Genomic DNA, 26,741 nt, shown 5'->3' on the forward strand with positions numbered 1-26,741 from the left:
AAAAAATTTATATTAAAGTGGATATTTTTTTGACTTAAGACTTGATTAAATTTAAATTTTAAAGTATAATATATTTTGAGACGCACCTGTAGCTCAATTGGATAGAGCGTCGGACTTCGGATCCGCAGGTTGGGGTTCAAATCCTCCAGGTGCGCCAATTCTACCAATATATGCTGAAATAGTAGTAAAAAAAGGAGGTAAAATTTATGGCAGAAGTAGAAGTATTGAAAGTTGCTGCAAATTCAAAACCTATAGCTATCGCTGGCGCATTAGCTGCAATTATTAGGGAAAAGGGAAAGCAGAAATTCAAGCTATCGGGCAGGTGCTGTAAATCAGGCTGTTAAAGCTGTTGCTATTGCAAGAGGTTATGTTGCACCAAGTGGAATTGATTTAGTTTGTATTCCTGCATTTGTTGATGTAAAAATCGATAGTGAAGAAAGAACAGCTATTAAATTTGTTGTTCAACCAAGAAAATAAAAAGGGCATAATGCCCTTTTTATTTTTCCTGAGTTTGACACTATTATTATCAACAAAATTCTAAAAAGTAGAATTATTCAAAAAAATAGCTATTGTTAACTTTTTATAAAAAGAGAAATTAGCCACACACCTCCTCCTTTTTGGCTTTTCATGCGTGTTTTAGGAGATTATTTTTTTAAATTCATCTAATTCCATCATTTTTTTCGGTTTTTCTATTTTTAATGTTTTTAATATGGCTTTTTGAAAATCGTTTAAATTGGCTCTTAATGCAAATAATTTGTCTTTTAATCTTATTTCAGAGTATTCCATTTTTTTATAGCTTCTCTTATTTTTTCATGAGAGTATTCAATATTATTTTTTCCAGTTCTAATTCTAATGTTCTTTGAATTATGTAAGATATGAAACTCATTACAATATGTCCTTTTATTCTTTTCGGTGTCCAATGAAATACCGGTCTTGTTTCAAGATAATTTTTAATGTTCTGAATGTTTCTTCTACTTTCCATAATGTATGATATTGTTCTAATATTTCTTTTGGAGATAGTTTTGTGTTTGTTATTATTCCATAGTATCCATCGTATTTTTCATCATTTTCTATTTTTTCTATGTCCAATATATAATTTTGTTTGTTCTGTTCTTTTAAATATTTTTTCGCTCCTCTTTTACTTTTTGAATCTATATTTCCTTCTTCTAACATTTTTTTCGCTTTTTCTATTAATCGTAGTCTATCTGCTCTGTCTTTTTGGCTCTTTCTTCTGAATATATTATGAGTAATCTTTTATTTTCATATTCTACTTCTCTATATTTTATTCCTTTTGCTATTTCTATGAATTCTCCTTCAAATATATTTACTTTTTTAACTGTTTTATTGATTTTCCTACTATGAATTCATAATTAGAATTTTCTACTACTTCTATATTTTTTTTACTCATCATTCCTCTATCTGCTACTACTATTACTTTTCCTAATTGATATTCTTTTTTCATTTTTTCTATTGAATCTTTAAATGTATGCCCTTCAAATGTATTTCCTGCATATATATCAAAACTAACTGGCATTCTATCCTGATCTATTGACATCCCTAATACTACTTGCGACTCATTAAATTTCTTATCCTTTGAATATCCCATTTGTAATATTTCATTTGTTTGTTGTGTTTCAAACGCTAATGTTGTTACATCGTAAAATACTAAATCTACCGTTGTATTAAACAAACTTATCCTTTGATTATACATATGTTTTTCTATCGACTCTTTATTATCTGCTAATATATCCAATGTTCTGTATAACCAGTGCAACATTACATCTTTTTCTTCCAGGTCTTTTTCTTTTTTAACTTCCACTTTGTTATATCCAAAATACTCTAAATTATTAAATATTCCCAATTTACTCTTCGGTTCTACTATTCTATTCATCACCATTATTTTTAACATTTCTTCTGCATTGTATTTTATTTCTTTATCCAGTCTTTCAAAATATCTTTTCATCTCATATCTTTCAAATATCTTATTTACTATTACTTTGGCTCCGTAATTTCTTCTTGCTATTTCTTCCATTAAATCATCTTCTATTTTTTCATATTCATCTATTTCAAATATTTTAAAAAGACTATCTACAAGTTTTGTTATATCTTTTTTACTATACTTATCTATATTTCCAAAATTTATTACTGTATGCTGTTTCACTTTTCCATTTTCTCTTTTGCTTTCCATTATCCTTAAATATCTTTTTCCTTTCACTTTTGATATTTTAGGATACATTTTAAAACATCTCCTTTCAGTGGTTGTCATATATATTATACCACCAAAAGGACTAATATATTACTAATTATAGTTAATTCTCTGTAACAAAAGTTAGCCACACAATTTTTCGACTTCCTGAAAAATACACGCCTCAAACCCGCATTCTACCGTTCCATTTCCCTTAAAATCGCCAAATTGCTGTCAAAGGCAGGAGGTAAAATTTATGGCAGAAGTAGAAGTATTGAAAGTTGCTGCAAATTCAAAACCTATAGCTATCGCTGGCGCATTAGCTGCAATTATTAGGGAAAAGGGGAAAGCAGAAATTCAAGCTATCGGGGCAGGTGCTGTAAATCAGGCTGTTAAAGCTGTTGCTATTGCAAGAGGTTATGTTGCACCAAGTGGAATTGATTTAGTTTGTATTCCTGCATTTGTTGATGTAAAAATCGATAGTGAAGAAAGAACAGCTATTAAATTTGTTGTTCAACCAAGAAAATAAAAAGGGCATAATGCCCTTTTTATTTTTTACATATATTTATATTGCATTTTCCTCATAATAAAATCGAGTGATTTTTTGAACTGTATCAAAAACACCCATTTCTTCCTTCTCAATTGGTGTATCCCTTGAAATTGCAACTATATATTTTAATACTCCTTCTTTTGAATATGGAACTATATACTTAATATTAAATACTTCATAATAAGCCTTTTGTTCATCTGTAAAATTAAAGAGGTTAAAAGTTTTTCCATTTATTAATCCTTCACTCATATTATCAAATAATTCTAATTCCTCTGGTAAGCTTAATTTCCCAAATTTTTTCAATAATTTTTTATCTACTGAATATAAGCCAACTGTTGAGAAAAATATTTCAGAAATACTACTCAACAACGTTTCCATAAAATCCTGTTCTTTCATTTTTTTAGATAATAGCCTTACAATGCTTTCGATTCCTGACAATTGATAAGAAAGCCTATCTACAACCATCTCAAGCCTATATTTTTCATATATTTCTTCTTCCTTATCAAATAACATACTTAAAATTCTTATAATATTTTTATCCTCAAAATTTCCATCAAATAATATATAGGTATTAAAAGGAAATTTAAGTACATTTACATCTTCAAGTTTTAATAGCAACTCTTCAAAAGTATCATAAGTTAATCGTTCAGGGTTATAACCTTTCGCATCTAAAATAATCCATTGTCCCTTTTGTGATCTAACTAAAAGTGTTTTTTGACTATTTGTTTCTTTTTTTAGTAATTCCCTATTAAATTATAAAATGATGGTGTTCCTAAATAGGCTGCTAATTGATATACCAAATATTTATTTTCCATAATATCCATCCCCTTCTAAATATTTATTCCTTCAAAATTATCATACAGGATATTTATATATCCACCTATTTTTTCCACTTCTGTAAGAATATCTTTTGTATTAAATAAGAAATTTTGAATTGATGCACTTATTTCTTCAGCTGTTGCTGCACTTTCTTCTGAAATTGCCAATAAACTTTCTATATTTTGCGTTGTTCCTTCCAATTTTTCTTCTTCATCCTTTAATTTTACAATAAGATTATTAATTTCTGAGGAAATCATGGAAATTGCTTCACTGGATTTTTTATTTTCCATTGAACTTTTATTTAAATTGTCAGATTGACCTTTCATTTCTTCAAATTCATTGGTTAGCTTTTCTGTTAGTTCATTTATACCATTAGTTACAGAAGCTAAAAATTCTGATATATTATTAGCTGAATTTTTAGATTCTTCTGCTAACTTTCTAATTTCATCTGCAACTACTGCAAACCCTTTTCCACTTTCACCTGCTCTTGCAGCTTCTATTGCTGCATTTAAAGCCAACAAGTTCGTTTGCTCTGCTATACTCATAACAGTTGCAGCTATTTCTTTTATTTGTTCAGCTTCTTTTTGCAATTTATCGCCAAGTTTAACTAATCCTTTAAATCTATCACTCATTTCAAGAATACCTTGAGAAGATTTTTCTACATTTTTTGCAGATTTTAATATAGCATCTACTGCTTCATTTAATGATTCAACCATTTCAGATTCTCTCTCCACTATTTCAGACAACGTTTGAACATTGGAATTTACAGCTTCTGAAACATTTTCTGTATCATTACTAATTTGTATTGATGTATCTGCAACCTGTTGAGCTAAATCCTGCATTGTATCAATGAGTTCTTTTAAATTATGTGCAGATTCATTAACTGTATTTACTGCCCTTCAATTTCCTGAACATCTCCAGTTACTCCAAGTAATATTTTTCTAAATTCATCAGTTAATTCATAAAAACCGTCTGTTATTTCTGTTACTTCTTTTGCTCCTTCAAATTTAACAGGATAATCAAAGTTTCTCTTTTTATAATTATTCAATATGTCCAAAATAACTCGATGTCCTTTATTGTATTCGCTGGTACCTAAAGCGGATAAAACAAAATAAATTATTCCTGTTATAATTGCTGCTATTATATTATTATCAATATAAGTGAAGGATAACCATGAAATTAGAATTATAAAAATTGGCATTAATATAATAAATACATATTTCATTGATTTAAACATTCCTAATGAAATAATCCTGAAAAAATTCATTTTTTCTATTTTCACATATGGTTTTTCCGCTGTTAATTTTACTTTTAAATAATTAAACTCTCCATCTTTTCCTTTTTCTATAATTTCAACATCAATTTTTTCATTAAAATAATCGGACACTCCTTCAATTAAACCTAAAAAGTAATCTGAAAATTCCCTTTTTGATTTATAAATCAAGTAAGATTGTGTAGAGGTTATTGGCTGATATATAATTCTAGGTGGTAAAATCCCCAATCTTCTTGTCAATAACATATGTATTGTATCCATAGCTGCTAAAAAAGATAATGCACTTGGTTTTTTAAAAAATAATGGATACCATTTTGAAAATGTATTTATATTTTCTCTTCCTGTTTTTCTCATTACTTCTGATCTTGACACATTATTACTTTCTGAAATTTCTTTAATTATTTTCTCCAATAATGTTTCGTCAAAATCATCAAGGAGTGAACCTTTTTCTTCAGGGTTAACATTATTATCTTTTAAAATTTTACTAATCTTTTCATCGCCAAATATTTTTTTCCATGTTTCAATCCATGTAAAAACCAATAATTTTTTCATTTTTCCACCTCTTTAAAGATGTAATTTAATCTTTATATTTTTCTAATTCTAACATAAATTATATCACATTTATTAAAATTTGTGATATAATATTTTTTGAATTCGGGGAGTAGCGCAGATGGTAGCGTGTCAAATTCGGGATTTGAAGGTCGCCGGTTCGACTCCGGTCTCCCCGACCATTACAATATATTATTCACTACAAAAAATTATAAAAAATGGAAACGCTGCAACAAGCGTTTCCTTTATTTTTTATATCCTGTTATATTTCTTAAAAATTCATATCTTTTCTTTTTATCTTCATCTTTTTCAACGCCAAGAGGTGGTTGCCCATCTACTACTCCTATAACGCCTCTACCCAAATCGGTTTCCGCAACTAAAACCTGTAACGGATTAGCAGTTGCGGCAAAAATATTTACAATTTCCTGAACCTGTTTTAACCTTGAAAGTATATTTATAGGATAGCCATTTCTTATTATTAAAACAAAAAAATGCCCTGCTCCAACATTCTTTGCGTTTTCTATTGCTAAATTTACTAATTCTTCATCGTTACCATCAAATCTTATTAATCTTGGACCACTTGCTTCATTAAACGCTATTCCAAACTTCATTCCTGGAACTGTTGTAACTATTGTTTCATATATATCCTCCACTGTTTTTATAAAATGAGATTGTCCAACTATAACATTACAATCTTCTGGAAATTTAATATCAATTGCTTCAAACTTGATGTTCACTATTTTCACCTCCGCTTTTATTAATTTCTACCCAGATTCTATCTATTTCTTTATTATATTTTTTAAATACTTCTAATATATCAGAACGAAAATGAGCAGGGTTTGTTCTATTATCTCCCTCTGTAATTATTTTTACACATTTTTCGTGAGAAAAAGCTTCTTTGTAGGACCTTTTGGCTCTTAATGCATCATATATATCTGCTATTTTCACAATTGCTGCTTCTATTGGTATTTCATTACATTTAAGTCCATATGGATATCCGCTACCATCACAATTTTCATGATGATATAATGCTATATTTAAAGCAAAATCAAAACATTCATCACCTGATAATAATGTTTTTGCATAAATAGTATGTTTTTTCATCACTTCAAATTCTTCCTTTGTTAACTTTCCTTCTTTATTTAAAATTTCATATGGTACATATATCTTACCGATATCATGTAATGGTGCAAATTTTCTTATCTTTTCAACTTCCTTTTCATCCAATCCAAGTTTTTGAGCTAAAAATGCTGATATTTCTCCTACCCGATATATATGTTTTCCAGTTATATCATCATGCCCTTCAGCAACGGATGCCAATTTTTCTGCAAAATTGAAATAAATATTTTGAATTTTTTCTATTTCAAATTTTTTATCCAGGAATATTTTCGCAAGATTAACCTGTGCTTTAAATATTTCTATACTTTCTTTTGAAAAAGTATTATTCTCTGGTGTTTCTACAGAAATCATAAGGAGCATATTTCCCAATTCTACTACATATGTCATCGCATATTTAAATTCTTTTGTTGCTTCTTTCAAATTATTATACGTATTATCATCTAAATAGAGGTTATCATTTTTAAATATTTCATCATATGTAATTATTTTAACCTCTTCTCTGCTCTTAAAAATTTCTGGATCGGAAAAAATTTCCAGTGATTTTAAATTATTTATATCATGCCCAATTGCTGTAATATATTTCCATCTTCTATTTATTAAAATCGATATACTTCCATATTCTGCCTCTTTTATATGAGAAATCATATATTTTAAAATAGAATTGAAATATTCTTCCATACTTAAATCTTCATTTTCAATAAGACTGATTAGTTTGATAAATTCAAAAAATGCTTCATTTACTGACTTTAAATTATTATACATCTTTCTTATTTCTTCTGTTAAAAGATTAAAATTCATTAAAGATGATATTGCGTTGTTAATCATTATTTCATACCCGTTAGCAATTTCTTTTATTTCTTTTATATCATAATCATTTCTAATATATGGAACTTCCTTCTTTCTTATATTAATCGAAAAATTTTTCATAGAATTAGATATTTCAAAAATTGGTTTTATTATTTTTTTATTTAAAAAATTATTGATTTTATACAAAAAAAACAGTACAATCAAAGATACTATTATAAAAATAATTATTATTTTTTTTATTACTAATTTAGCAAGGTCCGATTTATTATAATCATATAAAATATATATATTATCTGTTATCTTATTATAAAAATATATATCTAATCTTGTTTTTACAATATGAAAATCATTATCATCTATTATTTTTATAAAATTGTTTACATTTTTTACTTTTTCATTATTATATATGACATCTCCATTTTTCTTAAATATGTATATTCTATCCTTTTCAGGTAGTTTTGCTATATTAATAATCCTATCTATAGCATCTCTTTTCAAATCCATTCCTAAAACACCTATAATATTACCATTTATCTTAATTGCTTTCGAAATAGTTTGAACAATTTTAGTTCTTTCAGGATCAGCAAATGATGTTGTAACTATAACATTTTCAGGATTTTTTATGGCTTTTATATACCAATCTTTTTTCCTTGGATCAAAATCAGAAGGAATGTTTATTTTTGGCTCAACTATAATATCTCCATTTTTATTTGCAAAATATACGTAAACTATTTCATCCTTATTATAAACATATATTTTTTTCAATATATCTTCTACATTATCTTCATTTATTTCATAAGATACTTTAGTCATGAAATTCTCTCTCTTTTTGAAAAAATAATTAAAATTCGAAGATATTAATTTTATTTCAAAACTGATTTTATCAATATTATTATTGATTTCTTTTCTATATGATATATATGTAAATACAGTTCCTAAAACAAAAATAAAAAACAAAAATATTATGACAATTTTTCTAAAAAAATCTTTTATGCTCATATTTATTCCCTTAATATCTAAAAATTTCCTTTTTTTTATTATAACACATAAACACTTTGCTTCGCAAAGGAAATGAGGATTTTCTACTTTTATTATAAAATAAACAAAATGGCTTCCATAAGGAAGTCATTTTGTTTGGGGATGAATATAAAATTAATCTTCTAATTTCTTATAAACAAACCACCAATCATACCCTCATAATTCTTTAATCTTTCTCCTGCTGATTTCACATCAGAAGCTGGTGGAATAATAACTTTATCTCCAATTAATTCGTTATTTGGCCAATTAGCTGGCATTGCTGCTTTTGATTTATCTGATAATTGCAATGCTTTAACAGCTCTAACAATTTCATCGAGATTTCTACCTAATTCTGGTGGATAATAAATAATTGCTCTAACAATTCCATTTGGATCCACAATAAATACAGCTCTTACTGTATGAGATGCTGATGCATGAATTAATCCTAATCTTTCAGCTACTTGCCCTCTATCATCTGCGATAACAGGATATTGAATTTCTACGCCCATTTTTTCTTTTATCCAATTTATCCAACTGATATGAGAAAATACCTGGTCAATACTTAAACCTATTAATTCTGTATTTAATTTTTTGAATTCATCATACCTTTTTTGGAAACCAACAAATTCTGTTGTACATACTGGTGTAAAATCTGCTGGATGACTGAATAATACAAACCACTTGCCCTTAAAAGCTTCTGGTAATTTCATTTTTCCATGTGTTGTTACTACCTCTAATTCTGGGAATTTTTCTCCTATTAATGGAATATTTGCCATTAATACCACCTCCGTATAATTTTTTTAATATTGTAATGATTTCAATATTATTATACATGTTTTTTTATATTGTGTCAATTAATTTCTTGTTTCATCTATGTTAATTATATTTATCTATTTTTTTCAAAAATTTTTTATTCTATTTAAATATTTTATTTTATACTTTCTATATAAAATAAACCCCAATAATGGGGTCTTTATTATTCTGGTTTATTATTCAATATTTTTTCAATTTCTTCCATTATTTCATCTGTTAGTTTTTCTTTAATCTCAATAGCTTTCATATTATCTTTTACCTGTTCCACTCTACTTGCACCAGTAATAACTGTAGAAACATTTGGATTTTTCAATAACCACGCTAATGCTAATTGAGCCATTGTTGCACCTAAATCTTTTGCAATTTCAGATAATTTTTTTACTTTTTCTATATTTTCATTTGTTAATAATCCCTTTTCTTTTAAATTATCGGCAAGTTTTGAAAATTTAGCTAATCTACTATCTTCTGGAATTCCTTCGTTATATTTCCCTGTTAAAATACCACTTGCTAAAGGACTCCATGTGGTTAAACCCAGGCCATATTTTTCATACAATGGTTTAAATTCTTTTTCAACTTTTTCCCTTACAAACATATTATATTGTGGTTGCTCCATCGTTGGTGGAATACAATTTAATTCTTTTGCTGCCTTATATGCCGCTTCAAGCTGCTCCGCATTCCATTCCGATGTACCCCAATACACAGCCAATCCATTTCTTACTATATAATCCATAGCTAATACTGTCTCTTCTATTGGTGTTTCAGGATCTGGTCTATGACAGAATATTAAATCTACATAATCGAGCTGCAATCTTTTTAATGAATTCCATGTGCCCTCTAACAAATGCTTTCTGGACAAACCTCTATCATTTGGTCCATTTCCACCCCAAAAAATTTTCGTAGATATTACTAAATCTGTTCTTCTATATTCTTTTAATGCTATACCCATCAATGATTCAGATAAACCATTTGCATATGCTTCTGCATTATCAAAAAAGTTTACTCCATGATTAAATGCTTCTCTCATACAAGCTTTTACATTTTCAACATCTAATTGATTACCAAAAGTAAGCCATGATCCAAAGGATAACTCACTAACCTTTAAACCGGATTTTCCAAGTCTTCTATATTCCATTTTCTCTTCCCCTTTAAATTTTGTTAGTTATACTAATTATATCATATATAACTTTAAAATCAAAACAAAATTTAAAGAAATTCTTTAAATTCTACTGGAAGCAGTGTATTCTCAAGTTTTCTATGATTAAAAATAAATCTTCCATCACAAACAAATCCCAAATCTTCCCAATCCACTTTATTCAACATATCTTTAAATTTAATTATATCGATATTTTTTCTTGGGAAAATACCCAAAATACTACCATCATAATAAATGGAATTATGTATAAAAAAAGGTTTTTTATCTCTTGTTTTTGTATTTACATATACTCTTGGTTTATTTGAAATATAAAAATCTCTTCCCCATTTATACCAATTATTTTCATTAAATTTCCTTATTTTTCTTTTTAGTAATTCTTTTTTATGTTTTTCTATATGTTCATTTACGATATTATAAATCATTCTTTTGGTTTTTCCTGTTCTTTTAGTATATGAACATACCACATCTATATTTCCACTTTCATGCGTAAAAATTTTATCTGCACCGCTTACTCCACCAACTTTTACAAAAGCTATATCCTTTAATTTTATTGTATAATTATTGTTTTTTAAAAATAAATAATGCCCTTCTACATTATAAAAATACCTCGTTTCTCCATTATAATTCACTTTTCTATCGAAATTATTTTTTTCATATCTCCAGATAACCACATTTGGAGAAAATTCATATCCAAATATCCTCTCATCACCAAATTCAATTACATCGGTAATTGTTCCATTTTTATACAATAAATTATTCAATTGAACGGCAGAGGTAAGACTGAAAAAATCTCTCGGAGTGATAAAGATAATCTCTCCATTCTCGCTTAAATGTAAGAAAGATTTATATATGAAAAATAAAAACAAATTTGCCCTTTTATCAAAAATATCCATTGGAAGCTTTTTTCTTGTTACTTTTAATATATCTTTATATGCAACATATGGAGGATTGCCTATTATTGTATCAAATTTTTCATTTATTGAGTAATCAAAAAAATCCATTTTTAAACAATTGGGTACTTTTATGTCTTTTTCAATTCCAACTACATTTTTTCCTTTCAATAAACGAATAAAAATACCATCCCCACAGGATGGTTCTAATATTCTGTTTCCATTTTTTATTAAATTTATCATTTTTTTTGCAATATTTTCTGGAGTAAATACCTGTCCTAACCGTTTAATCTTATAATTATCTTTTGCCATTCTTTTTCTCCTACTCAACTCAAAAAATTATAAATATATAATAAACGCACCTAAAATCAATAGTATTGTTCCTAATATTCTTATTGCAACTTTCTCCTTAAATATAACTTTTGCAAAAAAAGCCGTTATTAATGCTGAACTCATAGAAACTGGTTCTGCAATACTTACATCTATATATTTAAACATATTCAACAAAGCGATATATGAATATGCATTTGATATTCCACCACTTATTAAAGGTGATATCTTTCTTTTAATAATGGATATATGTGGTTTTATTGACTTATATTTTATCATAGTAACTATAAAAAAGTATATACTTACGATTAAATATATTGAAATTGAATAGCTCAATGAATCAACATTTTTAACAAAATAACCATCTATCGTTCTTCCTATTGCCATTAATATAGAAGAAAGTAACATTGCTACAGCACCTTTACTTTTGAAGATATTTTTATATGACTCTTTTAAATTTACATCCTTTTTTAAATAAGAAACGCCATATAACATTAAGAGACTTCCTAAAATCTTTGTAATTGTTATTTTTTCATCTAAAAATATTGCCGTAGTTATTATTAAAAAAATGACATTCATATTATATAATGGCGCAATTACCGAAGCGTCTTCATTTGCAAGAGCATAAACATATAGAAAAAAAGATAACGAATATATACTCCCGCTAAATATCGCTGCTTTTAATGACATCAAATTTATATAATTAAAAAACGGGAAAAAAGCCATAAAAGAGAAAAAGAAAAAAGCCCATGAAGAAAGAATTTCGTCTTCATGGGTTGCTATTTTTTTACCTGCAATTCTTTCATAACCCAATAAGGTTATTCTTATTATTAACCATAAATACACCATATTTATCACCCAAGTGCATTATCCAGTGTCATCATTAATAAAAATCCAACTATCAAAGAAAATGTTGCTGCTCTTTCATATCCATGTGAATGTGTTTCTGGAATAATTTCATCACTAATTACATATAACATTGCTCCTGCAGCAAAAGCAAGGAAAAAAGGTAAAGCTGGTCTCATTAAAACAATAAAAGCTGCTCCAATTACCCCACCGATAGGCTCAACCCAACCAGAAAATGCTGAATACCAGAAAGCCTGTTTTTTACTATATCCAGCTTTTAAAAACGAAACTGCTGTAGCTGTTCCTTCTGGTATATTTTGAATACCTATGGCTGTTGCAACTATTATACCATTTTTTATCATTTCTGTTGTTCCGCCACCAAAACTTACACCTACCGCCATACCTTCTGGAAAATTATGAAGGGTTATAGCAATGACAAATAACCACACCTTTTTTACCACAGCCATATTAGGACCTTCATGACCTTTTAAAAAATGTTCATGTGGTGCAAATGTATCCATTAGTTCCAACACTACAGCCCAACTATAATTCCTATAACAGTAATTGTAATACCTCCTAAATCAATTGCTGGAACAATCAACGAAAACATTGTAGCGGCTAACATAACACCTGCTGCAAATCCAATGCCATATCCAATTGTTTTTCTGTTAGTGATTTTTTCATGAAAAATATAGGCAAAGCTCCAAGTGACGTTGCACTTCCAGCTATTAAACTTGCTAATGAACCATAGATAAATATTTGACTTCCAGTTAATTCCATATTATCTCCTCCGAAATAATCATTTTATTATTACAATTATAACATAAACCCTTTTCAAAGCGAAGATTTTTTCCAAAATAGACTAAAAATAAAACTTATTCAGACGCTTGATTGCTTAAACTCTTCGCGGAGCGAAGGAGTTAAGGATTAAAATATAATATAAACTTTTTTAACCTTAGATTTTTCGCTTCGCGGAAACACTTCACTACTTGAAGGATTTAGGAAAATAATTTTATTATAAAATAAAAGAACCAAAAATCTTTCGCTCTGCGAAAAGCTTGAGTTCATCATATTATTTTTTTATTTTATAGTTACCAATTTAAATGTTTCAATAGATTCGCTCATATTAATTTTGATTATTTTATTTTGTCAACAGTTTGACTCTTCGCTTCGCGAAGGGTTCAGGATGAATATTTTTATTATAAAAAACAGCCTTAAACTTTCCGCTATGCGGAATGTTCTGGTATAATTGAAGCAGGAGGTGGAATTGATGAAAAAACTACCCATTGGAGTTCAGGATTATAAAAAGATAATAGAAGGAAATTATGTATATGTAGATAAAACAAAATATATATATGACCTGATAAGTTCAGAAGTGCCAATATTCTTATCCCGCCCAAGGCGATTTGGAAAAAGTTTAACAGTATCAACATTATATTACATCTTCAAAGGTGAAAAAGAATTATTTAAGGATACTTATATATATGACAGATGGGAGTTTAAAGAATATCCTATAATAAAATTAGATATGTCAGACGTAACATTAAAAAATATAGAATCATTTGAAAAATCATTAAATAATACACTTGATAAAATCTATAACTCATATAATATAACTCCAGATATAGATGACATACCAACAAAATTTGGAAATTTAATAGAAGAATTAAATAAAAATATAAAGAAAGAGTAGTAATATTAATAGATGAATACGAATCACCGATATTGGAGTATATAAACAATAAGGAAAAAGCAGAAGAATTTAGAGTATTTTTAAGAGAATTCTATAAAAAAATAAAAACAAAAGACGAATACATAAAGTTTGTATTTATCACCGGAATAACGAAATTCACAAAAACAGGAGTATTCTCTGCATTAAATAATTTAAACGATATATCATTAGACAAAGCTTATTCACAGATGTTAGGATATACACAGGAAGAATTGGAAACGTATTTTAGCGACCATATAAAACAAACATCAAAAGAAATGGGAATAAGTGAAGAAGAATTAGTAAAAGGATTAAAAGAATATTATAATGGCTTTTCATTTGATGGAGAACATTATGTATATAATCCATTTTCAATATTAAATTTCTTTCAAAAAAAAGAATTTCAAAATTACTGGTTTGAAAGTGGATCACCATCATTCTTATATGAATACATAAAAGGAAGAAAGATAACATATGAAGATTTAGTAAAAGAGACAGTAAGTGCAATGGATTTCTCAACAAGAGAAATAGAAGATGCAAATGCAAATATATTCTTCACACAGGCAGGATATTTAACCTTCAAAGGAAAAGAAAGATATCTATTAGAAGAAGAATATATACTGGATTATCCCAATATAGAAGTAAAAAGTAGTTTTTCAAAACTGATATTAGAAGCAAATTATAATATAGACAGCTCAAAGATAAAAGAATTAAGTAAAACGATAATAAAATCAATACAGAAAAACGATATAAAAACAGTAATAGAAGAAATAAAAAAGGTAATAAGTTCAATACCGTATAACTTACATCAAAAAGAAGAAAGATATTATCACTCATTGATATATACAATACTGGCAATGACAGGGCTAAATGTAAGAGCAGAAGAAATGACAAATCTTGGAAGAAGTGATATAGTAATAGAATTCAATGAAAGAGTATATATAATCGAGGCAAAATTAGACAAAAGTGCAGAAGAAGCACTAGCTCAGATAAAAGAGAAGAAATACTATGAGAAATACACTGGAAGAAAGATATATCTTATAGGAATAAATATAAATTCAGAAAAAAGAAATATTGAGGATTATATAATCACTTCGCTGAGTGAAGAGTTTTAGTAAAAATGTTTTTATGGTCTCAAAATTTTTCATCCGGCTGCTAGCATACTTTTTTCTGGTACCAGAAATATTATCAAGAAGGAGATTTAGGATAATATAATAAAACGCAGGGCCCTGTATAAATGATATAAAAGAGGTGTAAAATGTTAAAATTTAAAAACTATTATTATAAATACCTTGGAATTTATAAATCACAAAGTAAAAAAATTATATTAACAAAAAATAGGAGTATTGTCATAAACAATTTATACCAATATCCTCTTATTATAACTAAGTTAAATAATAACTTATTAATATCCATTTCACCAAAACATAAGAAATACCTATTACATTCAAATTTCATATTAAGTAAAAATATTAATTTAATATTTTTATATAAAATTTTAAAAAAAGGATTAAAAGAAGTAAATAGTTCTATTGATTTAATGCGAATATATACTTTTGAAAATATAGAATATATTTTTGATATGAATTTAGTTAATACATTAAACCTAAAAGAAAAAGAAAAAGAAAAATACTTTACAATTTTCAAAAATAAAAATTTTAACAAAATAATTTTAGAAAAATTATGGAATAGAAATATAAAAAATGTTTTAGAAAAGCGTTTTTTCTATATAGAAAAAAATAATGAAATTGTTTCTTATTCATATATTTCAGACATTAATTTTAATGGAGGAAATATTATAGTATATACCAAACCAAAATGGAGAAATATGGGATTTGGAAAAAAAGTAGCTCAAGCTTCTGTGAAATGGTGTATAGATAATAATATTTTACCTATATATAGAGTATCTGAAAAAAATAATATCTCTATTCATATTGCTAAAAAAATTGGGCTTTCATATAAAAAAAATGAAATTGTTTTTAAATTAAAAATAATTTCTAAATTAAGAGAGTAAAAACTAATTTAAAAAGATATAAAAGTACACAATTTTTGGTCTTACCCAAGAACAGTGGGCAACCTAAGTTTAACTAAAAAAATAAACTTTTAAGCAATGTTTCTTTTTTCTAACAATTTTAATGCTTCATCTTCTTTTTCTTGTGGTGTATTCTCTAAAAAGTCAAAGGCAGGAAAATAATACTCTGACCAACAGGTCAGAGTATTATTTTAAAACTCGTATTCTCCCTGGATAAATGGAATTGGAATATATGGTTTCATATCTCTGTCTTTTTCCCAAGCTCTTGAACCAGCTCTAATTGGAATTATCATATTTCCTGATAAAGAGAGATTAATCTTATTATCATTTAGTGGAATTCCATATTTTCCTGAGTTTGACAGCGATTTCATGATTTTTGAAAAATCGAAACGGTAGAATGCGGGTTTGCGACGATGAAAAGGGTGAAAATTGGGGGTTGAAAAATTTTTGTAGTGACACAAATATTTTTAACAATAGCGTTATATTCTTGATTTCATAATATTTTTGTGGTATAATAAGTAATGGTATTATGAAATCAAGAGGTGATTTTTGTGTTTTTGAGAGTAGTTAAAAATAACAAAGGTGTTGAATATTTAAGAATTGTTGAAAGTTATAGGGAAAATGGTAAGATAAAGCAAAGAACTGTTGCAAACTTAGGAAGGATTGACTCTTTTAGCGAAAATGAAGCGAAAAATATAGTAAATAAACTCATACAAATATTTGATTTAAAAAATTATATTGATACAGAAGATATAAAAAAGGCACCGGATAAAAAGAATTACGGAGCCAAAGTAATAGTAAATAAGATATTCGAAAGATATGAGATGAAAAGATATTTTGAAAGACTGGATAAAGAAATAAAATACAATGCAGAAGAGATGCTAAAAATAATGGTGATGAATAGAATAGTAGAACCGAAAAGTAAATTGGGAATATTTAATAATTTAGAGTATTTTGGATATAACAAAGTGGAAGTTAAAAAGAAAAAGACCTGGAAGAAAAAGATGTAATGCTGCACTGGTTATACAGAACATTGGATATATTGGCAGATAATAAAGAGTCGATAGAAAAACATATGTATAATCAAAGGATAAGTTTGTTTAATACAACGGTAGATTTAGTATTTTACGATGTAACGACATTAGCGTTTGAAACACAACAAACAAATGAAATATTACAAATGGGATATTCAAAAGATAAGAAATTTAATGAATCACAAATAGTATTAGGGATGTCAATAGATCAGGATAGAATGCCAGTTAGTTTTGATATATATGCAGGAAATACATTTGAAGGGCATACATTTAAAGATTCAATAGAAAAAATGAAAAAAGAATATCAATTAGGAAAAGTAATAGTAGTAGCAGATAGAGGAATGATGAGTAAAAAAAATATAGAAGTAGTAGAAAATTCTAATTATGAATTCATAGTAGGAAAATCAATAAAACAAATAAAAAAAGTAAATATATTTGAAGGAGAATTCATAGAACTAGCAAAAGGAATAAAATATAGAGAAGTAGAATATGAAAATAAAAGATTACTCATAATATATTCAGAAGAAAGAGCCAAAAAAGACAGAGCAGATAGACTACGATTAATAGAAAAAGCGAAAAAAATGTTAGAAGAAGGAAATATAGATTCAAAAAGTAAAAGAGGAGCGAAAAAATATTTAAAAGAACAGAATAAACAAAATTATATACTGGACATAGAAAAAATAGAAAATGATGAAAAATACGATGGATACTATGGAATAATAACAAACACAAAACTATCTCCAAAAGAAATATTAGAACAATATCATACATTATGGAAAGTAGAAGAAACATTTAGAACATTAAAAAATTATCTTGAAACAAGACCGGTATTTCATTGGACACCAAAAAGAATAAAAGGACATATTGTAATGAGTTTCATATCTTACATAATTCAAAGAACACTAGAATTAGAACTGGAAAAAAATAATGTTGAATACTCTCATGAAAAAATAAGAGAAGCTATTAAAAATATGGAATACATTGAATTTAAAACACAAAAGCAACATCTTGTAGCGAGAATGAATTTAAATAAATTAGGACAAAGAATATTAAATACATTAAATATTCCTGTACCAAAAATAATTTCACCCTATACAGAATTCAAAGAAAAATATAAAATTTAGGGGTGTAATGACACTTTTGTATTTAATAAAAAATTAACAATTGTTGTTTTTTAGAATAATTCTGCTTTTTAGAATTTTATTGAAAAAAATACTGTCAAACTCAGGAAAAAAATAAACTTTTAAGCAATGTTTCTTTTTTCTAACAATTTTAATGCTTCATCTTCTTTTTCTTGTGGTGTATTCTCTAAAAAGTCAAAGGCAGGAAAATAATACTCTGACCAACAGGTCAGAGTATTATTTTAAAACTCGTATTCTCCCTGGATAAATGGAATTGGAATATATGGTTTCATATCTCTGTCTTTTTCCCAAGCTCTTGAACCAGCTCTAATTGGAATTATCATATTTCCTGATAAAGAGAGATTAATCTTATTATCATTTAGTGGAATTCCATATTTTATTCCAGCACCTGCCAGATACAGCTGTTCATATTGATAAGGAACCACTACAATCATTCTTGCGTTTAATCCTATTGAAAGATTATTCATAATAAAATAGTCTATATTAAATCCGGGGGATAATATATAGTCCCATTGGTCAGGATTTTTCTCATCTGGTCCGAATATAAAACCAAGGGATCCACCAACTTGAATATTATCCATATTATAATAAACGCCAAAATATGGAAATATTGCTCCAGAGACTGCTATACCCAATGAATATGAAAAGGTGTTTGAAAAGGTAAATATAGAAAAGATCAAAATGATGATAATAATAATACTTTTTTTCATTTTACTCACTCCTTTCTAATGGTTTGAAAACCTAAGAATACCAGCGGAGTAACTACTAATGAAAAAGTCAATATTTGTGCGGAATCAATTTCATTTTTAAATATTAGATAGGTTAAAAGTCCTGATGCTCCAAAAAATATTATAGATCCTAAAATTCTATATCTTACAGCCAATAATGTGGCTAACAAAATTAATAACCATGGCGACATTTCAATTAGAGTTACTATTGAAAACCCATGAGATAATAATGTAAATATTACTAATATTAAAAATATAGTATATCCTGTTCTTTTTATTACTTTTTCTCTTTCAAACAAATAACCAATATACAATAAATTCTTTAATAATAATGGGAATAACGTATAGAATATTAATATTTCTTTTTCTGGTACAAAATCCATTGTTAGAAAAAATGCAGAAACACCTATCATTATGTATAATGTAATATTTGATGTCTTATACCTTAAATATCTTTCCATTTCATCAACTGAGAATATATCTTTATATATTTCTATTCCTATTATTATTAAATACATTAGCGAAAACCAGTAGTTTAATGAAACTAACACCGTTATTAAAAACAACAATGCTATTTCAACAATAAACAAATATTTTTTAAAGATAATTTTTTTCATTTTATTCACCCCCTTGAAAAATCAATGAATCTTCTTGTTTTAAGTCTTCATTTTCAAGAATAAACAAATCTTCTACCTTACAATTAAAAACATATGCTAATTTTAGTGCTAAAAGCACTGAAGGAGCATATTTACCTTTTTCTATATAGTTTATTGTTTGCCTGGAAACACCTATTTTTTTTGCCAAATCTTCCTGAGTAAAATCAAACATAGCTCTATATACTTTTAATTTATTTTTCATAAAAATCCCTCCATTTATATTATACAACTTTACTTGACATTTTGTCAAGTATTTTTGACATGAATCGTTAAAAAAAATAGAATATTTTATGAATATTCTATTTATTAGAGAATAGTATATTCATTATTTTCTGAAATACCTAATGCTGATAATTTTCCACCATATACACATCCTGTGTCTATATCTATACTAATAATATTATTGTTTTCATCTTTATGAAAATACACTTCATATTCTCCAGTTATATAGGATGTCGGAGTATGTCCATGAATTACAATATAATCTTCATATCTTTTATTCTGCATGTAAAAATCGTCTCTTATCCAGAGTAAATCTCTTTTGTTCTGTTCATTTAAATTTATCCTATATCTAACGCCACCATGAACAAACAAATATTTTTGTCCATTTATTTCTTCTATATGATATAACTTTAGTGCTTTAATAAAATCTATATATTTTTCTTCAATATTATTATTAAAACTTCTAAAAGTATATGCTGCACCATTTCTAAACCATACTCCATCTGAATATTTTCCACTTTTTTCTAAATAATCTATCATCATATCTTCATGATTTCCTTTTAAAAATACTGCTCTATTTTTTAATTTGAATAATAAATCGAGGACCAGTTTTGAATCCGGCCCTCGATCAATATAATCTCCTAAGAAAATGATTTTATCATTTTCTGGAATTTTCTGTATTAATTTTAATAAATGATCATACATACCATGAATATCGGATATTGCCCATATCATCAAAATATTCCTTTCATTATTAGAATCCAGATTGATGATACTATAACTCCATAAACAGGAGAAAATATCCATTCTTTAGATTTCTCTTTAACTATAAAAAATCTATATAGCACCCCTGCCAATATTGCAACCAATACCCATTCAATTTTAATTTTACTCAAAAAAATATATATTGCCAATCTTTCTGAAGCACCTGCGGTATCTTTTATTTGAGGATCTATAATATTATATGTTCTTTCTATAAAAGAGCCAAAGCTCGTAGCCAACATCATACCAATTAAATAATAAATAAATTCATTTGAAATATAAGAATGTGTATATGCTTTATAAAATACCAAATTTATTATCAATGCTATAACAAGATATAATAATTCTTTTTTAAAATTTGTTCCTTTGGTTCTATATATATCTATAAAAACATGATACGCTATTAATACTAAAAAAGCTACAATTCCAATTGGTGAATTTAAAGTATCAAAAGTAAATGCTAAAATAGCAATGATACTCCAGACTATATGCGTTATTAAATTATTTTTTTCTTTTAATTTTTCAGAATAAACATTGGAAAATGCATGATCTGCAATAAAATTGGATAAAAATCCATGTAATGGTATCATCTTATTTCACCTGCTTTTTAGCTACAATTGTTTCTACAAAATATTGATGAACTGAAGGGTCATCCTCTATTTCTGGATGGAATGATGCTGCTAAAATATTATTTTCTCTCACCAATACCGGTGCATCTTTAAATTCTATTAATTTTTCAACATTTTCTCCATATTCTACAATCTTTGGAGCCCTTATAAAAGTTACTTTAATATCTTTTTCCTGAAATTTTAAAACTTCTTCAAACGAAAACACCTGTCTTCCATAGGCATTTCTTTCAACGTATATATCAATTAATCCAAGTGTTTCCTGTTGTGGATAATTTTTTATGCCTTTTGATACAACAATCATACCTGCACATGTTCCAAAAATCGGAAAACCGTTTTGTGCTTTTCTTTTTAATTCTTCCCACAATCCTGTTTTTTTCATTAATTTTGAAATTGTTGTACTTTCTCCACCTGGAATTATTAAACCTTCAACTTCATTTAATGTTTCAATTGATTTAACTTTAACAGGTGTATGACCAATTTTTTCTATCATATTTGCATGTTCTCGGATATCTCCTTGAACAGCTAATACACCTATTTTCAACATTACCAACCTCTTTCTTGTAAATGAACGTCTAATTCTTCAATTTCTAGCCCTTCCATTGGTGATCCTATATCTTCACTTATTTTTGCTAATTTTTCTGGATCGTCATAATGTAATACAGCTTCTACTATAGCTTTTGCCATTTTCTTTGGATCTTTTGATTTGAATATACCTGATCCTACAAATACACCATCTGCACCTAATAACATCATTAATGCAGCATCTGCAGGTGTTGCAACTCCTCCAGCTGCAAAGTTAACTACAGGTAATCTTCCTAATTTTTTAACTTCTGCTACTAAATCTACAGGTGCTCCTATTTGTTTTGCAAAAGTTACTAATTCCTCTTCTGGCATATTTTGAACCATTCTTACCTCATCCATAACCTGTCTCATATGTTTTACTGCTTCTACAACATTACCTGTTCCTGCTTCACCTTTTGTTCTAATCATTGCTGCGCCTTCTGCAATTCTTCTTAAAGCTTCTCCTAAGTTTCTTGCACCACAAACAAATGGAACTTTGTATTCGTGTTTATTTAAGTGATATTTGTTATCTGCTGGAGTCAAAACCTCTGATTCATCAATAAAATCTACTCCTAATGCTTCTAAAATTCTTGCTTCTGCAATATGGCCAATTCTTACCTTTGCCATTACAGGAATTGAAACTGCTTCCATAATTTCTTTAATCTTTGAAATGCTTGCCATTCTTGCAACTCCACCTGCTTTTCTAATGTCCGCAGGTACTCTTTCTAATGCCATAACTGCTACTGCTCCTGCTTCTTCTGCAATTTTTGCCTGTTCTGCTGTTGTTACATCCATTATTACACCATTTTTGAACATTTCAGCAAAGCCTTTCTTTACAACCCATGTACCTTTTTCCATTTTATATTCCTCCTTTATTTATTCTTCCCAATATCTTTTTGAAATTGTTGTTAATCTTGAAAAATCACCCTTTTTTCTTCCTACCTTCGCACAATGTTTTCCATTTACTTCTACTATATCTGCAGTAAAATCTATCTTTTCCTTTAACAATTTTGAACCCACTCCATAACTATCAACTGGAACATCAAGAGTTTCAAATAATTTTATTTTTTCTGCATCAAAACCACCTGAAACCAGGATTTTTAAATCGTTTAATCCATATTTATCAAATATTTGCCTTGCTCTCCATACTAATTCTGGATTTACTCCTAATGAAGATTTATCTTTAGGAACTACACTTTTATCCCTTAAACTTCCAGAGGTATCAAATCTTACTCCCATATTTTATTTTTACCTGATCCAATAATTATTGAAGGGTCTGTTTTACCGAGTACAAACTTTTCCCTGTTATGTATTCATAGAATCTATCTACTAATTTTAATGTTGTTCCAATAACATCATTATCCCAATCTACTAACACAATTCTATTTACTTTTTCATCTATATGTTTATCAAAAGCAATTGCCGCAGCTGTTGTATCTCCGTCGTATGAAGCAATTAATGCATGCGGAATTGTTCCAAGTGATTCAATTCCCCAATAATCAGCATTTGCATCTGTAGAAACTCCAAATGCTCCCGCTTTTAATGCAGCATATCCATCTGTTGCCTGAACCCAGAAATGATCAAAACGAGCGCTAAAAAATAGTATAGGCTTTCCATTAGCTACATCTACAACTTTTTTTACAGAGGTCGCGGTTGATGTGGCTCTTGCTAAAACTCCTAATAAAATCGTTTCTAAATAACCAAAATAAGCCGGATCTCCTTCAATTGTTAAAACTGGTTCCATATCTTTTGCTTCATCACCATCATATAACGCTTTAACTTCTATTTCATTCCATTTGTCTACCCATAAGTCATTTAACAACATTCTTAAATCCCATTTTTTAGAGGTTATTTTGAGCAATTCCTCTTTATCCATTTTATGAGCAGCATTTTGAAGTGCTTTTTCGAGGGATAATATTTGATTGAATAATTCATTAGCTTTTTCTTCATTTTTATAATAACCTGTTCCAAATCTTAATATAGCCAGCGCTTCATCAATTCCCACTACTACACAATCTTTTCTGGGAAAATATTGATAAAGCACATTAACATGCCTATTATCTTTTTTTAGTACTTCAACATATCTTGTAAAATATTTATCAGAATAATAACCCATTCTTATTCTATCAATTGGCACTTTAAATACCTTTGGATGTAATCTTTTTGACATTTTAATCACCTCAAATTTAATTATATATTTAAATTTATTCTTAAATGTTTTATATTCGTTAAAGTTTGTTACATCGAACTATTTTATCATTTTCTATTTTTAACCCTTCTATTTTTAATAAATATCTTTTTAAATCTTCTCCACCGCCATATTTACCAACATGTCCATTATTCTTTATAACTCTATGACAGGGAAAGATTAAAGGAATTTTATTTTTAGCCATTACACTACCAACGGCTCTTGCTGCATTTGGGTAACCTGCTTTAATAGCTAATTCTTTATAAGAAACAACATGTCCAAATTTTACGTTTTTTAATTCTGTTAATACTCTTTCTTCAAACTCATTTTTAAAGTTTATTTCATATGGAATTTCATTTAATACATCTTTTCCTGATAAATATTCTTTTATTTTATAATAAAAATCCGCTGTATATTCATCATATACATCTTCTAATATCTCGTTTGTGAGATCAATTCTAAAAATTTTATTATTATTAATATACCCTATTATACTCCCTACAGGAGTACTTACTATAAAAGTATTCACAATATCACCTCAAATGGTAGTATACCAGAAAAATTTTTATATTCATATACTTATATCTTTTAAATATACGCAAATATACCCTAATACATCTAAAAATAAAGATATTATGAAAATTTTTTCATGGTTGTTTTATTTATAAATTGTTTTATTTTCTAAGGATTTTCTAAGGAAATACTAAGTTTTCTTTAAGGTTTATAAGTTATTATATCAGTGTCGAAAGACAATAACTAAAAAATAAAACAAAATTATGGAGGTGTTATTATGAAGAAATTTTTAACTGTATTATTAGTAGGTGGATTAATGGCTGGTTCTATTTTCGCTTTTAACGCTAGTGCTCCAAGAGCTTATCAGAGTCAAGATGTTGCTCCAATGTATCAAAATTATCAAGGTGTTCATGGTGGATACATGTTTAACGATGAAAATTTAATTACACTCAGTGGCACAATTGATTCAATTGAAGAAAATAAGGACTTTCCTGGAATGTTAGAAATAAAAGTAAAAACTGAAAATGGTGATATTGTAGAAATTCATGCTAATTCATACTTTGCAAAAGATATTGAAGTAGGAAAAAGTATAGAAGTTAAAGGTTGGGAAGTTGAATTTGCAGATGAAAAAATATTTAGACCTGTTGAAACTAAAATTGATGGAGAAGAAGTTTTGTTAAATGGTTATAGAGGTGCTGCAAGAGGTATGGGTGCTGAAACTACAATGCCTGGTTACGGGAAACCTGTAAATAATTTTAGAGGAAATAGAGGATATGCTCCTAATATGAATTATAGAAGACCTGTAAATAATTTTAAAGGTAATATGAATTATGCTCCTAATATGAACTATGGTCATGGAAGAAATCAACAATTTAGATCACCTATGAATTATCAAAATCATATGCCAGATAATTATATGCCAGGATATACACCACAAACACAGCCAATGCCAAGAGGTAGATGGTAATAAAAACACCGAGGTAAAACCCGGTGTTTTTTTTTCGACTTAGTCGACAGCTTCGACAACTTTCGTCAACCTTCGACAAAATTCAATGCATTAATCTATATATAAATACTTACTTTTTCCTGAAAGTCTATAAATCCCATTTTGTTCAATTATAATTCCTGTTTTTAATAGCTTATCAAAAATAGAATAAGCAGTTGAACGTGGTAGTTTTTTATTTTCTATTGCTTTTTTTACTATATCTTCTCTCGTTCCAGGAAATAAATCCTCATCTATCATAGATTTTTGTTTATCTGTTAAAGATATTTCTTTTAAATATTCATTCACAATTGTTTTTATTGTTGTTCTTGCAAAAGAATAATCTATTTTTTCTAATTTTTTAGATAATGCCTCAAAAACTATCTTCTGTGTTATCCAAAAAGCATCTCTTGGATTACCGTCAGAATAATCTGCTATTAAATCTATTACATTTTCATCAAATAGATAAATAAAATCCTTTATTCTTTTTATAATAATTTCTTTTATTTCGCTATTTGTAAATTCTCTTAAATATATTATATCCTTTATTACATTTTCTAAATTTCCGCTTTCATTTCTATGCATTCTATCAAATTTATATTCTCTATATATAGAATATGGCAATGAAACCAAAACTATAAAACCTTCTTTTTGCAATTCTAATTTTAAATTATCTAAAACGAGTAACACTTCTTTTTTGCTTTCTTTATCGAGTTCATCAATTATCAAAACTACTTTTTTATATTTTTTTATCAATTCATCTGTTAATTTATTTAAATATTCTTTAGCTTTAAAATAATTAAACCTTGGAATTTTTTGATTTTGTCTGGAAACACTGGCATTTCCAAAAAAACTCATACCCATTGAAAATCCTTTTATATACGATATTTCTTCTAAAACCCATTCTTTTATTTCTCTGGAAAGTTCTATATCTTTTTCTGTTTTCAAAGATAAATTATATAAAATATCATATAATATTGTATCCTGATTTTCTCTTTGAGACAAGGATATTTTTACTGAATATAAATCTGTATATATATTATTTATAACTGTGGTTTTACCTATACCTGTTTCTCCACATATGCCATATATTCCATAAGGTTGATATTTTATTATTAAATTTATCATTTCAAATTCTTTATCTCTATTTACAAGCAGGTTTTTATTTTTTTCATCTAATGGTTTATCCATAAGCCTTTCTATTATTTTTCCAAAATCCATAATTTCACC

At 27.5% G+C, this 26,741-nt stretch carries 23 protein-coding genes, 2 tRNA genes and 7 pseudogenes; 8 read left to right on the forward strand and 24 right to left on the reverse strand.

All coding sequences use genetic code 11. The annotated features are described in order from the left end of the window. The first annotated feature begins 82 nt into the window (after nt 1–82). Together DJ007_RS03625 and DJ007_RS19675 are read left to right on the forward strand one after the other, a co-directional pair. A tRNA-Arg gene (locus tag DJ007_RS03625) sits at nt 83–157 on the forward strand. A 49-nt stretch (nt 158–206) separates the two neighbouring features. Further along, nucleotides 207–477, forward strand: a pseudogene (locus DJ007_RS19675) (stage V sporulation protein S). Nucleotides 478–636: 159 nt separating this feature from the next. Here the strand turns inward: DJ007_RS19675 and DJ007_RS20730 are convergent. After that, nucleotides 637–2,161: pseudogene (locus tag DJ007_RS20730) on the reverse strand (IS1634 family transposase). After that, nucleotides 2,135–2,266 (reverse strand): annotated as a pseudogene (locus tag DJ007_RS21005) (IS1634 family transposase N-terminal domain-related protein); the annotation flags it as partial. The pseudogenes DJ007_RS20730 and DJ007_RS21005, both read right to left, overlap by 27 nt. Nucleotides 2,267–2,441: 175 nt before the next feature. Here DJ007_RS21005 and DJ007_RS03650 point away from each other — a divergent pair. Next, nucleotides 2,442–2,714: a stage V sporulation protein S gene (locus tag DJ007_RS03650; RefSeq protein WP_014296869.1), complete on the forward strand. Its 273-nt coding sequence runs from the start codon at nt 2,442–2,444 to the stop codon at nt 2,712–2,714. Between the two features lie 36 nt (nt 2,715–2,750). Here DJ007_RS03650 and DJ007_RS03655 read toward each other — a convergent pair whose 3' ends face one another. From DJ007_RS03655 to DJ007_RS03665, 3 genes are all read right to left on the reverse strand, one after another. Further along, a complete protein-coding gene (locus tag DJ007_RS03655; protein ID WP_129408380.1) occupies nt 2,751–3,353 on the reverse strand; it encodes a hypothetical protein in 603 nt (200 codons plus the stop codon). A gap of 212 nt (nt 3,354–3,565) precedes the next feature. Beyond that, entirely contained in the window at nt 3,566–4,396 is an 831-nt protein-coding gene (locus tag DJ007_RS03660) for a methyl-accepting chemotaxis protein (RefSeq protein ID WP_129408381.1), read from the reverse strand. Nucleotides 4,397–4,443: 47 nt separating this feature from the next. Further along, nucleotides 4,444–5,379: a heme NO-binding domain-containing protein gene (locus tag DJ007_RS03665; RefSeq protein ID WP_129408382.1), complete on the reverse strand. Its 936-nt coding sequence runs from the start codon at nt 5,377–5,379 to the stop codon at nt 4,444–4,446. 103 nt (nt 5,380–5,482) lie between these two features. Here DJ007_RS03665 and DJ007_RS03670 point away from each other — a divergent pair. Then, a tRNA-Pro gene (locus DJ007_RS03670) sits at nt 5,483–5,558 on the forward strand. A 63-nt stretch (nt 5,559–5,621) separates the two neighbouring features. On the opposite strand, the gene DJ007_RS03675 is transcribed toward DJ007_RS03670, so the two are convergent. The 8 genes and pseudogenes from DJ007_RS03675 to DJ007_RS17045 all read right to left on the reverse strand — a co-directional run bounded on the left by DJ007_RS03675 (nt 5,622) and on the right by DJ007_RS17045 (nt 13,131). Further along, entirely contained in the window at nt 5,622–6,113 is a 492-nt protein-coding gene (locus tag DJ007_RS03675; protein ID WP_129408383.1) for an adenosine-specific kinase, read from the reverse strand. After that, nucleotides 6,097–8,301, reverse strand: coding sequence for an HD domain-containing phosphohydrolase (locus tag DJ007_RS03680; RefSeq protein WP_129408384.1), 2,205 nt, complete (start codon nt 8,299–8,301; stop codon nt 6,097–6,099). The genes DJ007_RS03675 and DJ007_RS03680 overlap by 17 nt, the downstream gene beginning before the upstream one ends. Before the next feature lie 153 nt (nt 8,302–8,454). Then, nucleotides 8,455–9,095 (reverse strand): annotated as a pseudogene (locus tag DJ007_RS03685) (peroxiredoxin). Between the two features lie 200 nt (nt 9,096–9,295). Beyond that, nucleotides 9,296–10,264 (reverse strand): potassium channel beta subunit family protein, encoded by a 969-nt coding sequence (locus DJ007_RS03690; RefSeq protein WP_129408385.1) that lies wholly within the window; start codon nt 10,262–10,264, stop codon nt 9,296–9,298. 71 nt (nt 10,265–10,335) lie between these two features. Next, a complete protein-coding gene (locus tag DJ007_RS03695; RefSeq protein WP_129408386.1) occupies nt 10,336–11,487 on the reverse strand; it encodes an Eco57I restriction-modification methylase domain-containing protein in 1,152 nt (383 codons plus the stop codon). Between the two features lie 27 nt (nt 11,488–11,514). Then, a complete protein-coding gene (locus DJ007_RS03700) occupies nt 11,515–12,354 on the reverse strand; it encodes an EamA family transporter (protein ID WP_129408387.1) in 840 nt (279 codons plus the stop codon). A 5-nt stretch (nt 12,355–12,359) separates the two neighbouring features. Next, on the reverse strand, nt 12,360–12,884 hold the full coding sequence (locus DJ007_RS03705) for a ZIP family metal transporter (RefSeq protein WP_240739246.1): 525 nt from the start codon (nt 12,882–12,884) through the stop codon (nt 12,360–12,362). An 85-nt stretch (nt 12,885–12,969) separates the two neighbouring features. Then, nucleotides 12,970–13,131 carry a hypothetical protein gene (locus DJ007_RS17045; RefSeq protein ID WP_240739247.1) on the reverse strand — a complete coding sequence of 54 codons (162 nt, stop codon included), beginning with the start codon at nt 13,129–13,131 and terminating at the stop codon, nt 12,970–12,972. Nucleotides 13,132–13,621: 490 nt separating this feature from the next. Here DJ007_RS17045 and DJ007_RS19880 point away from each other — a divergent pair. Next, nucleotides 13,622–15,177, forward strand: a pseudogene (locus DJ007_RS19880) (ATP-binding protein). A 143-nt stretch (nt 15,178–15,320) separates the two neighbouring features. Then, on the forward strand, nt 15,321–16,076 hold the full coding sequence (locus tag DJ007_RS03715; RefSeq protein ID WP_129408388.1) for a GNAT family N-acetyltransferase: 756 nt from the start codon (nt 15,321–15,323) through the stop codon (nt 16,074–16,076). 209 nt (nt 16,077–16,285) lie between these two features. Here DJ007_RS03715 and DJ007_RS03720 read toward each other — a convergent pair whose 3' ends face one another. Next, nucleotides 16,286–16,465, reverse strand: coding sequence for a hypothetical protein (locus DJ007_RS03720; protein WP_129408389.1), 180 nt, complete (start codon nt 16,463–16,465; stop codon nt 16,286–16,288). 180 nt (nt 16,466–16,645) lie between these two features. On the opposite strand from DJ007_RS03720, the pseudogene DJ007_RS03730 reads away from it, so the two are divergent. Next, nucleotides 16,646–18,252 (forward strand): annotated as a pseudogene (locus DJ007_RS03730) (IS1634 family transposase). A 239-nt stretch (nt 18,253–18,491) separates the two neighbouring features. On the opposite strand, the gene DJ007_RS03735 reads toward DJ007_RS03730, so the two are convergent. From DJ007_RS03735 to DJ007_RS03775, 9 genes and pseudogenes are all read right to left on the reverse strand, one after another. Continuing rightward, on the reverse strand, nt 18,492–18,980 hold the full coding sequence (locus DJ007_RS03735) for a hypothetical protein (RefSeq protein ID WP_129408392.1): 489 nt from the start codon (nt 18,978–18,980) through the stop codon (nt 18,492–18,494). 5 nt (nt 18,981–18,985) lie between these two features. Then, nucleotides 18,986–19,615, reverse strand: coding sequence for a hypothetical protein (locus DJ007_RS03740; protein ID WP_129408393.1), 630 nt, complete (start codon nt 19,613–19,615; stop codon nt 18,986–18,988). Nucleotide 19,616: 1 nt separating this feature from the next. Further along, nucleotides 19,617–19,856: a helix-turn-helix transcriptional regulator gene (locus tag DJ007_RS03745; protein ID WP_129408394.1), complete on the reverse strand. Its 240-nt coding sequence runs from the start codon at nt 19,854–19,856 to the stop codon at nt 19,617–19,619. A gap of 104 nt (nt 19,857–19,960) precedes the next feature. Beyond that, the gene (locus DJ007_RS03750) at nt 19,961–20,611 is read right to left on the reverse strand and encodes a metallophosphoesterase family protein (protein WP_129408395.1); all 651 of its coding nucleotides are present in this window, start codon (nt 20,609–20,611) and stop codon (nt 19,961–19,963) included. Continuing rightward, on the reverse strand, nt 20,611–21,228 hold the full coding sequence (locus DJ007_RS03755; RefSeq protein WP_129408396.1) for a hypothetical protein: 618 nt from the start codon (nt 21,226–21,228) through the stop codon (nt 20,611–20,613). Before DJ007_RS03755 ends, DJ007_RS03750 begins: the two co-directional genes overlap by 1 nt. Before the next feature lies 1 nt (nt 21,229). Continuing rightward, on the reverse strand, nt 21,230–21,808 hold the full coding sequence (gene pdxT / locus DJ007_RS03760) for a pyridoxal 5'-phosphate synthase glutaminase subunit PdxT (RefSeq protein WP_129408606.1): 579 nt from the start codon (nt 21,806–21,808) through the stop codon (nt 21,230–21,232). A gap of 2 nt (nt 21,809–21,810) precedes the next feature. Further along, nucleotides 21,811–22,686: a pyridoxal 5'-phosphate synthase lyase subunit PdxS gene (gene pdxS, locus DJ007_RS03765; protein WP_129408397.1), complete on the reverse strand. Its 876-nt coding sequence runs from the start codon at nt 22,684–22,686 to the stop codon at nt 21,811–21,813. 18 nt (nt 22,687–22,704) lie between these two features. Then, nucleotides 22,705–23,998 (reverse strand): annotated as a pseudogene (locus DJ007_RS03770) (nicotinate phosphoribosyltransferase). A gap of 58 nt (nt 23,999–24,056) precedes the next feature. Then, nucleotides 24,057–24,545, reverse strand: a complete 489-nt coding sequence (locus DJ007_RS03775) for a methylated-DNA--[protein]-cysteine S-methyltransferase (RefSeq protein ID WP_165973989.1) — start codon at nt 24,543–24,545, stop codon at nt 24,057–24,059. Between the two features lie 261 nt (nt 24,546–24,806). Between DJ007_RS03775 and DJ007_RS03780 the strand changes: the two genes are divergently transcribed. Continuing rightward, a complete protein-coding gene (locus DJ007_RS03780) occupies nt 24,807–25,496 on the forward strand; it encodes a hypothetical protein (protein ID WP_129408399.1) in 690 nt (229 codons plus the stop codon). A gap of 90 nt (nt 25,497–25,586) precedes the next feature. On the opposite strand, the gene DJ007_RS03785 is transcribed toward DJ007_RS03780, so the two are convergent. Continuing rightward, nucleotides 25,587–26,732 carry an ATP-binding protein gene (locus DJ007_RS03785; protein ID WP_129408400.1) on the reverse strand — a complete coding sequence of 382 codons (1,146 nt, stop codon included), beginning with the start codon at nt 26,730–26,732 and terminating at the stop codon, nt 25,587–25,589. Between the last annotated feature and the right edge of the window lie 9 nt (nt 26,733–26,741).

The organism is Marinitoga lauensis, from assembly GCF_004135675.1.
Taxonomy (GTDB): domain Bacteria; phylum Thermotogota; class Thermotogae; order Petrotogales; family Petrotogaceae; genus Marinitoga; species Marinitoga lauensis.